The 11,622-nt window shown below is 62.9% G+C and carries 9 protein-coding genes; 2 read left to right on the top strand and 7 right to left on the bottom strand.

The window, feature by feature from the left end; translation table 11 throughout:
* The first annotated feature begins 267 nt into the window (after window positions 1–267).
* Complete coding sequence (locus tag GTP55_RS17230; protein WP_161046082.1) at window positions 268–1,017, top strand: Crp/Fnr family transcriptional regulator; 750 nt, start codon at window positions 268–270, stop codon at window positions 1,015–1,017.
* A 12-nt stretch (window positions 1,018–1,029) separates the two neighbouring features.
* Here GTP55_RS17230 and GTP55_RS17225 read toward each other — a convergent pair whose 3' ends face one another.
* Window positions 1,030–1,257: a hypothetical protein gene (locus tag GTP55_RS17225; protein WP_161046081.1), complete on the bottom strand. Its 228-nt coding sequence runs from the start codon at window positions 1,255–1,257 to the stop codon at window positions 1,030–1,032.
* A 168-nt stretch (window positions 1,258–1,425) separates the two neighbouring features.
* Here GTP55_RS17225 and GTP55_RS17220 point away from each other — a divergent pair, with 168 nt between their 5' ends.
* Entirely contained in the window at window positions 1,426–2,862 is a 1,437-nt protein-coding gene (locus GTP55_RS17220) for a SulP family inorganic anion transporter (protein WP_161046080.1), read from the top strand.
* 2 nt (window positions 2,863–2,864) lie between these two features.
* Here the strand turns inward: GTP55_RS17220 and GTP55_RS17215 are convergent, their stop codons facing one another.
* The 6 genes from GTP55_RS17215 to GTP55_RS17190 form a co-directional block, all read right to left on the bottom strand.
* On the bottom strand, window positions 2,865–5,207 hold the full coding sequence (locus tag GTP55_RS17215) for a hypothetical protein (protein ID WP_161046079.1): 2,343 nt from the start codon (window positions 5,205–5,207) through the stop codon (window positions 2,865–2,867).
* Complete coding sequence (locus tag GTP55_RS17210) at window positions 5,204–5,896, bottom strand: hypothetical protein (protein WP_161046078.1); 693 nt, start codon at window positions 5,894–5,896, stop codon at window positions 5,204–5,206. The genes GTP55_RS17215 and GTP55_RS17210 overlap by 4 nt, the downstream gene beginning before the upstream one ends.
* A 43-nt stretch (window positions 5,897–5,939) precedes the next feature.
* Window positions 5,940–7,379 (bottom strand): catalase, encoded by a 1,440-nt coding sequence (locus GTP55_RS17205; protein WP_161046077.1) that lies wholly within the window; start codon window positions 7,377–7,379, stop codon window positions 5,940–5,942.
* Window positions 7,380–7,510: 131 nt separating this feature from the next.
* Window positions 7,511–8,038 carry an OmpA family protein gene (locus GTP55_RS17200; RefSeq protein WP_161046076.1) on the bottom strand — a complete coding sequence of 176 codons (528 nt, stop codon included), beginning with the start codon at window positions 8,036–8,038 and terminating at the stop codon, window positions 7,511–7,513.
* A 121-nt stretch (window positions 8,039–8,159) separates the two neighbouring features.
* A complete protein-coding gene (locus tag GTP55_RS17195; protein WP_161046075.1) occupies window positions 8,160–10,334 on the bottom strand; it encodes an ATP-dependent helicase in 2,175 nt (724 codons plus the stop codon).
* 3 nt (window positions 10,335–10,337) lie between these two features.
* Entirely contained in the window at window positions 10,338–11,489 is a 1,152-nt protein-coding gene (locus GTP55_RS17190) for a LacI family DNA-binding transcriptional regulator (RefSeq protein ID WP_229257993.1), read from the bottom strand.
* Window positions 11,490–11,622 lie beyond the last annotated feature (133 nt).

The raw sequence follows: 11,622 nt of genomic DNA, 5'->3' as shown, positions 1-11,622 counted from the left end.
GTCATCGGCGCCGTCATGCATAAGCTGGCGCATTTCATTTACGGCGTCATCAAAACAAACAAGCCCTTTGACCCCAATTACCTGGCGAAAGGGCTTGCTATTCAAGACGGTATCTGACCCCGGATTACGGAGTGCGTAGGACTAAGATGACATTTTGCAATGTTCGCAGCCTACATAGGGCTGCAGGTTGCTCCTATACCGAAGGATTAGGCTGCTCGATATAGTGTCTACATCAACCAGACAGACACACTATCAAGAGGCCTTACCATGAACGCACTTCACTCCGCTCCAGCCGCTGCTCCACAAGTTAGCCTGATCGGTGCTCAGCAGAACGATTTGCTGCGCGCTCTGTCGCGCGACGATCTGCTGGCCCTGTTCGGCGACCTGGAATTGGTGACGTTGCCAGAAGGTAAGCACTTGTTCGATTTCGGCGCGACCGTCGAATACACCTATTTCCCTACCAACGCCATTATCTCGCTGCAGTATGTGATGGAAGACGGCGCCACGACCGAGATCGCCGTGGTTGGCCGTGAAGGTGTGGTCGGCGTGGCGTTGCATCCTACCGAGCGCGCCAGCTACTCGGCCGTGGTGCAAACCGCCGGCTATGGCTACCGTCTGAAGACCTCGGTGCTGCGCGATGTGTTCTACACCGGCGGCCCTCTGGCCCAGCAACTGATGCGTTACACCAGCGCAATGTTCGCCCAGTTGGCGCAAAGCGTGGCAGGCAGCCGTCATAGCAGCATTGAGCAGAAACTGTGCCGCTGGCTGCTGGAACGTCTGGACCGTTCGCTGTCCAACGAATTGAAGGTCACGCAGGAAATGATCGCCAATATGCTCGGCGTGCGCCGCGAAAGCATCACCGGCGCGGCAGGCAAGCTGGCTCAGGAAGGCCTGATTATCTACCGCCGCGGTCTGGTCACGGTGCTGGATCGGGAAGGCATGGAACGCCGCGCAGGCAGCTGCTACCAGAGCCGCGTCAGCAACACGGCACCGGCGCAGCAACGCTACGCAGCTTGATAGGGTAGGGAGTTAATGCAGCACGCGGGACGGCGGCGTGATCAGGAAACCGCCGAAATCCGCCCGCGCCGGCATGCGCGCTGCCAGGTCCTGGTCCAGTTTGCGCTGCACCAGCTTGTGCCAGGCGCTGGCCCAACGGGCCGCCAGCTGGGATTCTTCGGCCGATCGCGCATACAGCGTTCTTTCCACGGCGATTTTTTGGCGTTGCAGGGCGTAGGTGGCGGATATCAGAGTAGTCATGGCGTAGTTTGACTGGCTGGGTTAATCGAATAAGTGTCGCCATTGTGCCCTCGCCACGCCGTTATTGAATGTGCGCCACTTCACCATAACGATGAGTATTTAGCGCAGCCCGTGTAAAATGCACGACTGTTGCCTTTTCGCATCGCCGTTATTCCGTCTTTTCCCCTCATGAATCTTTCCAAAAATGCCCTGGCAGGGCTGACCACCTCGTTCGCGTTGGTTCCCGAATGCATCGCTTTTGCCTTGGTTGCGCATCTCAATCCGCTGACAGGGCTGTACGGCGCCTTCTTTATTTGCACGATCACCGCGATTTTCGGTGGCCGTCCCGGCATGATTTCCGGCGCCGCCGGTTCGATGGCGGTGGTGATTGTGGCGCTGGTGGCCCAACACGGGTTGCAATATTTCCTGGCGACGGTGGTGCTGAGCGGAATCATCATGCTGTTGTTCGGCGTACTAAGGCTGGGCAAGCTGGTGACCATGGTGCCCCATCCGGTGATGCTGGGCTTCGTCAATGGACTGGCGATCGTGATCGCATGGTCGCAACTGCAACATTTTAAGGCGGATGGGGCATGGCTCCATGGCAGTTTACTGCTGTGGATGTGCGGCCTGGTGGCGCTGACGATGCTGATTGTCTATCTGCTCCCGCGCCTCACCAGGGCGCTGCCGCCGGCGCTGGTGGCGATTGTCGGCGTGGGCGTGTTGTCCGCGACACTGGGTCTGCCGGTGCGCACACTGGGCGACATGGCCCACATCGCCGGCGGATTGCCGGTGTTTGCGCTGCCGGAACTGCCGATGACGATGGACACATTGCGCGTTGTCTTCCCCTATGCGCTGCTGATGGCGGTGGTCGGTCTGCTGGAAACGCTGCTGACCTTTAACCTGACCGATGAAATGACCGAGACGCGCGGCTTGCCGAATCGTGAGTGCGTGGCGCTGGGCGTAGCGAATGTGGCTTCCGGCCTGTTCGGCGGCATGGGCGGCTGCGCGATGATCGGCCAGACCATGATCAACCTGAGTTCCGGCGGCCGCACGCGGGTGTCGGGCGCGGTCAGCGGCATCATGATTTTATTGTTTATACTGTTTTTGTCGCCGCTGATCGAGCGCATTCCGCTGGCGGCGCTGGTGGGCGTGATGTTCGTGGTGGCGCAGCAGACGTTCGCGTGGAGCTCCCTGCAGGTGCTGGGCAAGGTTCCGCGTCATGATGCGCTGCTGATTGTGGCGGTGACGGCGATTACCGTGGCCACCGATCTGGCGGTCGCCGTGTTGTGCGGAATTGTGATTGCGGCGCTGAGTTTCGCCTGGCGCCACGCGCGCGAGATCCGCGCCGATGTGACGCAGGCCGAAGGCGTCAAAACGTACACGCCCTACGGCACGTTGTTCTTTGCGTCGATCGCGCATTTCAATGAGCTGTTTGATCCGCAGGCCGATCCGCAGCAGGTGACGCTGGATTGTCGTCATCTGCGACTGGCGGATCATTCTGCGGTGGTGGCCGTGGCCTCGCTGAGTGAGCGTTACGCCAAGGCCGGCAAAACGCTGCAGGTGCTGCATTTGTCCAGGCGCTGCGAAGCGCTGCTGCAGCGCTCGGGCGTGATGGCGACCGCTTAACATCAATAATAGTAAGGCGTCTTGCGCGACCATTCGGTGTTGCCGTAACGTTTGCCCAGCAGGGTGAAGGCGTTCTTCGACAGCGCTTTGGCATCTGCATCCAGGCAGCCGCCGCGCGTGGATTGCACCACCACATACAATAGCCACGGCAGCTCCGGATCTTTCGGCACCGCTGCCGCGCGACGCAGTACGTGGTCGCCGACAAAGCCGGTAGCGGTTTTCAGGCTGCCCAGTTGCGCCAGTTCCTTGTCGCGGATGGCGGCGTTGCCGGTGTCGGGCGACGGCGGCGCGATTTCGATGCCGGTGTCTTCGTCAATGCTGACGCCGGCCTTGGCGGGCAGCTTGCACCACATGCTGGCCGTGACGTCATCCAGGTTAGGTGAGGGCAAGTCGTCGCGCGTCGCCATGTACGCGTTCAGTGTCGGCGTCAGTTGCCACTTCATCGCGGTGACCAGCATGATGTGACGCCGCTCCTGTACGTTGGCCTGCGACTGATATTTGCGCATGTCCGCAGCCAGCGCTGGCGCGCTTTGTTCGATGCGTTTGGCGGCGGCGATGGCGGCGCTGTCTTGTCCCAGCAGATCAAAACGCATCCATGCGGCGATGGCGATGCGCGTGCGCAGTGGCGCGGGCAGGCGCGTGTCGGCGCTCAACGCGTACAGGTCGGCGTTGGACAGGCCGCTATTCAGCCAGCGCTGGCCGTCGGACGCCAATTGCAGGTTGACCGGTTTGGCCTCTGCCTTTTCGCCGGTATCGCCATCATGGCCGTCCACCGGTTCGCGCAGCAGATACGGCGCCGCTTCCGCCGGCGTAGTCGCCATCGCCAGCCGCTCTTGCAGGAACAGATTGCGCGCGCTCGGCGATGCTGCAGCGCGGAGCTGCGCGCTGGCTAGCACGGCATCTTCCAGTGCCCGAGCCTTATCGGCCTGCTTGCTGACGCGATAGTGACGCGCCAGCGCATAGCGCAGCGTCAGGTATTCCGGCGCATCGGCCGTCACTTGCAGGCTGGCTTTCTCCAGATCCTGCGGCATCGTCTCGCCACGGATCGCGGCAGCCATCAGCCACACGCGCGCCTGTGGCTTGTTGGCCTCCTTGACGTAGCGGCGCCATTGCTCCAGCGCGTGATCGCGTTCCTGTTCGCAGCTGGCTTGCGGCTTGTAGTCATAACAAGCCTGAATGGTTTGTATCCAGTCGATGAAACCCACCGATTTGCGCAGCGATACCGCAGATATCAGGTGATTCGCCAGCAGGCGCCAGTCACCCAACTGGTCATCGGCGTAGGGATCGATGCGCGGGTTGTCGAGTGCCTTGCTCAGTTCTGCGAAGCGCACTTCAGGCGTCAGCGTGGAGCGCATCGCGCGCCCGATGGCACGGGCATTTTCGTGCAAGTCCTTCAGCGCGGGATCGGCGACAATATGGTCGATGCCGGCCTGGATGGCGTCCACTTTCTTTTGCTGTGCCGCTTGCGGCGCCGCTGTTGCTTCCGGACTTTCGGCGGCGATGGCCTGGCGCTGCTTCCAGCGCTCTTCCTGTGATACCGATGACGGCAGGTAGGTCGCCGCGCGCGCCAGCGAGCGCAGGCTCAGATACTCGCCCCAATGCCGCAGCGGATGTTTGTCGGTAGCGCCGATGCGGGCAAACAGCTTGCCGCTGGCCGCGTAGTCTTCGGCGTAAAACGTGGCTGACGCCAGCTGATACTCCTGCATCTGCCGCCAATACAGCGCTTCCGATGCCGGTAGCGCGGCCGGCTGCGCCACCACCACCTTGGGCTGCCCATAGCCGGGATGACGCACCTCCGGATCATCGCCACAGATGCGGAACACCTGCCGCTGTGTCGCAACCCACGCCTGCAACCGCGCCGGCGTGGCGTCGCTGCGCCTGGCGAGATCGTTCAGCGTTTGCGCCGCGAAGAAGTAGCTGGTGTCCGGACAGGCGCGATAGGTAGCGGCGACATTGTCGTTCTCACGCGCTGGCAGGATCTCGCGCTTCAACGCTGCGCTGACCGCCAGGCGCCAGGCTTCGTACACGTCGTTCGGTGCATTCTGGCGCCAGTCGCCATAGCCTCCCACGCGTCCTTGTACCGTCACCGCCAGGCCACCTTCCATGCCCGGAGATGCTTTCAGGTCGCGCGCGCCCAGCATCACATCGCGCCATGCGGCGTAGAGATAGGGACGCGCATAGGTCGGCAGCACCACGCCCAGTTCACCGCCCTGGTAGCGACCCGACGCGATGTCCGGCGCGTAGCGGCTGGCGAAGCGGTCGTAGGGCACATCGCCGCTGGCGCCGGCGTTGGCGATGGTCAGCAGGGTGCCGGCAAGTACGCCCGCTTTGAAACAACGAATCATGGAATGCTCCCAATGTTGGCGCCACGCTGCCAGGCGTAGCGGTCGAACCAGTATGTTTTGCGATAGCGCGCCGTCACCTGCGGCGAAAATGGCTCTTGTGGCGAAAAACCGGCGACGTCGCGGCAGCTGGCGTGCAGCGTTGCGGGAGAGTGCTCGACGATGTCGCGCAGCCGCGCGCTGTCTTTCCCCATGCGGAAGAACATCGGCACCACTTCATCGGCGCCGAGGTCGTCCAGCCATGCGGGCGAGCGGCACCACCAGGCCAGCGCCGTCACACTCAGTTTGATGTGAGGCGGCAGCTCGCTGCGCAGCTGGCGCACCAGGGAGCGATAGAATACGCGCTGCGACGGTTTGGCTTCCATGTCCAGCTGCACCCAGCCGGACGTGCTGGCGTCCGCAGCTTCCTGCATAGCGCGCAGGATCATGGCGCGCCGGCGTTCGAGGTCGATAGGGGGATTGACGGTGCTGACTTCCACATGCACCACCGGCGTAATGCGCGAGGCGGGCGGCCAGCCGGCACGGGGACGGGTGAGGGCGTTGTCGCCGCTCAGCAGAATATGGCGTTGCAGGATTGCGGCTTCCTGCTGTGACCACGCGGGAAGCGCTGCGCCGTCCCACAGCCAGGCGACTTGCTGCGCGCAGGCCGCGGCGGGAAGGAGCAGCGCAATCAGTAAAAAAACGAAGGGCATCGGTCAATGAGGCGGTCTATGAGGCCGCCTCATTGTACCGGTATTACTTGCCTTCCAGCGCAGCGATGGCGGCGGCGACGCCTGCGCCGTAGGCCGGATCGGCCTGGGTGCAGTTGTAGATGTGACGTTCCTGCACCGGCTTCGACACGCCATTGATGGCGCGCGCAGTGTTTTCAAACAGCAGCTGCTTCTTCTCGGCGGTCAGGAGGCGGAACAGATTGCCCGGCTGCGAGTAGTAGTCGGTGTCCACGCGGTGGTTCCAGTGATCGGCCGCACCTTCCAGCGACAGCGGCGGCTCCTTGAATTGCGGGCTTTCCTGCCATTCGCCACGGCTGTTCGGCTCATAGGGCGTGTGTTCGCCGCCGCTGGCGCCGATGCGCATGGCGCCGTCGCGGTGGTAGCTGTGGAACGGGCATTTCGGCGCATTCACCGGAATCTGGTGATGGTTGACGCCCAGGCGATAACGCGCCGCGTCGCCGTACGAGAACAGGCGCGATTGCAGCATCTTGTCCGGCGAGAAGCTCACGCCCGGCACCACGTTGGCAGGCGAGAAGGCCGCCTGCTCCACGTCGGCGAAGTAGTTCTCGGCATTGCGATTCAGTTCCAGCACGCCGACGTCGATCAGCGGATAGTCGCCCTTCGGCCAGACCTTGGTCAGGTCGAACGGGTGATACGGCACTTTGGACGCATCGGCCTCCGGCATGATCTGCACCGCCAGTTTCCAGCGCGGGAAGTCCTTGTTCTCGATGGCGTCGTACAGGTCGCGCTGCGAGCTCTCGCGGTCCACGCCTACCAGCGCGGTCGCCTCGGCGTCGCTCAGGTTCTCGATGCCTTGCTGCGAAACGAAGTGGAATTTGACCCAGAAGCGCTCATTGGCCGGGCTGATAAAGCTGTAGGTGTGGCTGCCGAAACCGTGCATGTGGCGGTAGCCCTTTGGAATACCGCGGTCGCTCATGACGATGGTGACCTGATGCAGCGCTTCCGGCAGCAGGGTCCAGAAGTCCCAGTTGTTTTCGGCGCTGCGCAGATTGGTCTTTGGATCGCGCTTGACGACGTGGTTCAGGTCCGGGAATTTCAGCGGGTCGCGGAAGAAGAACACCGGTGTGTTGTTGCCCACCACATCCCAGTTGCCTTGCTCGGTGTAAAACTTGACAGCGAAGCCGCGGATATCGCGTTCGGCGTCGGCCGCGCCGCGTTCACCGGCCACGGTCGAAAAACGCATGAAGATATCGGTCTTTTTGCCGACTTCAGAGAACAACGCGGCGCGCGTGTACTTGCTGATGTCGTGGGTGACCGTAAAGGTGCCGAAGGCGCCGGAGCCCTTGGCGTGCATGCGGCGCTCGGGGATCACTTCGCGCGCGAAATGGGCCAGCTTTTCCAGATGCCAGACATCCTGCAGCAGTACCGGGCCGCGCGGGCCTGCGGTTTGGGTATTTTGATTATCGACGACCGGTGCGCCGGCCGCAGTAGTGAGGTTCTTCATGAAACTTCCTTCGCCTGAATGGGATGAATGGAAACTTCCAGCATAACTACTACCAGTGATTTGCGCCGCTCTCAAAAGTCAGAGCCGCAATGAAAAACGCCCGGCGGTGCCGGGCGTTCGATGCTGCTGAATTACTTGCTTGGGTAGATGATGTCGTCGCGGCGATCATGTGCGCGCGCTGCATCGTCGGTACCGGTGGTTTTTTCTTTACCGTAGCTGACGGCTTCCATCTGGCCATCTTTCACGCCCTGGACTTTCAGGGCGGTGATCAGGGCCTGGGCACGTTTCTGACCCAGGGCCAGATTGTATTCTGCGCCGCCGCGGTCATCGGTGTTGCCTTCGACTTTGATCGAGACGTTTGGATTGGCCGACAGGAACTTGGCGTGATCAGCAACCAGTGCATCGAACTCTGGCTTGACGGTGTACTTGTCGAAGTCGAAGTAGACGCTACGATTTTTGTAGATCGAGCTGTTTGGGTCCAGGTAAGCTGGCAGTGGTGCAGCAACTGGAGCTGGCACTGGTGCGGCTACTGGCGCTGGTGCTGGCGCAGCAACTGGCGCTGGCGCCGGTGCTGGTGCAGGGGCCGGAGCTGGGGTCGAGCAAGCGCTCAGCAGAGCGATGGTGCAGGCTGCCAGCAGGATATTGGTTTTAGCTTTCATCGAAATACTCCCGAATTGATTTTGTTGGAGGGACATGGTGTACACGCTAGGTGTGAGGCTGTTCCGCAGCCCGCGACCGGTATTATATAAGGGTTTCCCTTGGAAAGATTGGTCCCCTGCATTATTTTTTCATCCAGGCTGAAAATGGCGTAAGGTCGGTCCCGCTTTCGACATACCACGCGCGGCGGGCGATATCGAATTTGGCGCCCAGCGCCTTGACGTGATCCTTGTCCTGGAAACCGGCGGTCAGGTAGCAACGCGTAGGCGGCGTGGCAACTGGCGCGCGCTGATTGCGCTCCAAAGCGCTGTCGGCGGCTGCTGAAGATTTAGGCAGCCGCATCTGCGCGATGAAGCTGCTGCGGGCGGCGGCATCGGACGGCGCGAGCAGCGTCAGCCGCGCGCGGGCGCGGGTGGCGGCCACGTAGAACAGGTTTTCTTCCTCGCGCCGCGGTTGCGACGGATGGGGAAATTCGCCTTCCTCCAGGAACGGCAGGATCACGTGTTCGAACTCCTTGCCCTTGGCATTGCCGGCGCACTCGATCAATACCGACTTGCGGTCACGCTTGCGGCGGATGAAGGCTTCGCGCGCGTTGACGGCGTTCCAGAACTCGCCCAGGCTCTGGCCCGAAGCTGCAGCCGCTGCCAGCAGGCTGGCGATGGATCTGGTGATGACGCTGGCGTCATAGGCGCGCACGAAGATGCGGCGGGCGGTGGCGGCCAGTTGCACGCGCTCGCACAATTCGGTCAGCACGGCGGCGGCCGGCGCGGCCGGGTCCACGGTCGACAGCCAGGCCAGCGCGGCGATCACGGCGCGCTTGGTGCCGGCACTGGCGACGTCGCGGTAGTCCGGCTCGACGCCGTCGCGGCGCTCGTCCTCGATCATGAACAGTTCGCCCAGCAGGTCCGGGCTCTTCATGATCTGCTGCTTGAAATTGTCCATGCGGTGGGTGGAGAACTTCATTTCGCTGAACGCCACCAGCGCTTCGACCACGGCCACGCGCACCTGTTCCGATTTGACGGCGGAGAAATCCTTGAGCGCGATGCCCAGCAGGCCGCGCAGGAACAGGATCTCGTCGCGCTGCAGATACCCGGCCATGGGCGGCGTGCGGTAGTCGATATCGGCTTCGATCAGCGCGTTTTCGATGGCCATCGACTGATGGCGGTCGCGGATCAGGATGGCGCAGCCATCGTAGGCGTGGCCGTCGGCCTTCCACTGGCGCACGGCGGCCACCACGCGCTGCGCGCATTCGGCCGCGTCGTTGTAGTGCGCGTGCAGGATCTCGGTGCGCAGCGGCAGGGCCGATTCCACCCGTTTCTGCTTGAACTCGGCCATGGCGTAGGCCAGATGCGGACCGTGGCGCCAGGTTTGCGTCAGCGGATAGCGCACCAGCTTGGGAAAGCGTTCGTTGAAGCGGCGCTTCAGGTATTCGTCGCTGGCGCCCAGCTTGGCGTGGATCACCTGGTCCTTGTCGCCGGCGCCGACGAAGAAGCACGGCGGGCGGTCGATCAGCGCCTCCAGGATGCGGAACGAGGCTTCGTTCAAGTCGTGCAGCTCGTCGCACAGCACCAGCCGATAGTCGGGGAACTGCTCGGCCAGGCGGGCGCCCTGATGCAGGTTGCAGGCCAGATCGTAGCTGGCGTCGAACGGGCCGCGGAACACCGCGCCGGCGCCGCCGTCCAGCCGCATCGCTTCGTACTCCAGCGTGGCCAGGTAGTCGCTCAGCGGTATGCCCAGCTGCTCGGCGGCTTCGTCGTGGCCCATGAACTCGACGTCGCTGTCGAGCGCCATGGTGGCTTTCAGGCTTTGCTGGACGTCGAGAAACTGGCTCAGCGCCACGCTGTGGGTGTGCAGTTCCAGGCCGTCGACGCTGCCGGCGTAGCGGTCGGCGGTGCGGTCGATGGCGCGCAGCGCGTGCTCTTTCAGCGCGCGCAGGTCGCGGCACTGGCGTACGTCGTCGTTGTCGGCCAGGTCCATCATCCAGGCCGCGAAATCCTCGAAACTCAGCACTGCCACGCGCTCCGCCAGGGCCGACGGCACGCCCACTTCCTGCAGCCGGCGGCGCAGCACTTCGCGCGCTTCCGGCGTGAAGGTCAGCGCCAGGATCTGCTCCGGCGCCAGCTTGCGCGCCAGCGCCTCACCGATGCGTAGCGCCAGCGTGGTGGTCTTGGCGGCGCCGGCGTTGGCGTCCACCAGCACCACCTTGTTCTGGGCCAGCTGGATGGCGGTCTGCTCTGCGGTAGGAATCAGGCCTTGCGGGGTGAAGCGGGGTGTATTGGTCGGATTGGTTTGGTTCATCCGCTACATTATAGCGACCGGCAGCCGCAAGCTGGGCGTCGCCATCGCCGGCGGCGCCATCGAGGTGGCGACCGGCGTCAGGCGCGCGGTGGCGCCTTCGATGAACTGGGCGCTGAACACGCGCCGCTCGGTGTCGGTTTCGTGGCGGTCGATGCGGGAACACAGCAGTTCGGCGGCGGCGGCGGCCATTTTCGGCAGCGGCTGGCGCAGCGTGGTCAGGTTGTAGCTGATCCAGTTGGATGGTTCGACGGCGTCGAAGCCGGCCACGGACAACTGGCCCGGCACGTCCAGCCCCAGTTCGTGGCGGGCGAAATCCAGGCAGCCGATCGCCATGACGTCGCTGCCGCAGATGATGGCGTCCGGCACGCTGCCCAGCTGGGCGATGATGGCTTTCAGTCCCAGCGCGCCGCTACGGTAATCGTAGGCGCCCGGCACCACCACCGGCGTCGGCAGGCCCAGCTCGGCGATGCGTTCGCAGGCGCCGCGCTGGCGTTCCGTGGCCACGCTGTACGGATCGTTGCCGGCGATGATGCCGAATTGGCGATGCCCGGCAGCCGCCAGCCGCGAGGCCAGCATGCGGCCGGATTCCACATGGTCGCAGGTGACGGTGTTGACCGACTGGTCGCGCAGCTTGCGGTTGAACAGCACCAACGGCATGCGGCGGCGCTCGAATTCGGCCGCGTGTTCGGCCGTCAGGCGTGCGGCGGCGATCACGCCGTCGACCTGGTATTGCCAGACGTCGGCCAGCACGCGGTCGACATCGCCCTCATGTTGCAACGTGAATAACAGCACGCGCTGGCCGCGCGCGGTCAACTGCTGGCTCAGTTCGGCCAGCAGTTCCGGGTAGTATAGATTGGCCTGGTTGGTAATGATCAGCGCGACCATATTGGATCGGCGGGTGATCAGGCTGCGGGCGGCGGCGTTGGGAATATAATCGAGCAGGGCGGCGGCCTGCATCACCAGCGCGTAGGTGCTCTTGGAAACGCTGGCGCCGGGCTTGAAGCAGCGCGACACCGCAGACTGCGAGACCCCCGCCAGCTGCGCCACGTCATACGACGTTACGCGGCGGTTTTCGCCGGCGATCACCGTTTTCAGCGTGGTTGCGCTATCCTCTACAGTCGGATTCGATTTGCTCATCGTGGAAAGCAGGCCCATTGGATTGTTCTTTTAATAGTGAAACGAGCATAAATAAAAAATTACCCGATAGCAACAACTATCGCATTTCTGCAAAGAAATATCTTCTTTCTTGTGGCTAAGGCGCAATGTTTGCTGCGATGCGCCTTTATCT

Origin of the sequence: Duganella margarita (assembly GCF_009857535.1) — a bacterium.
GTDB lineage: Bacteria > Pseudomonadota > Gammaproteobacteria > Burkholderiales > Burkholderiaceae_D > Rugamonas > Rugamonas margarita.
This window is presented reverse-complemented; position numbering and strand designations above follow the sequence as displayed.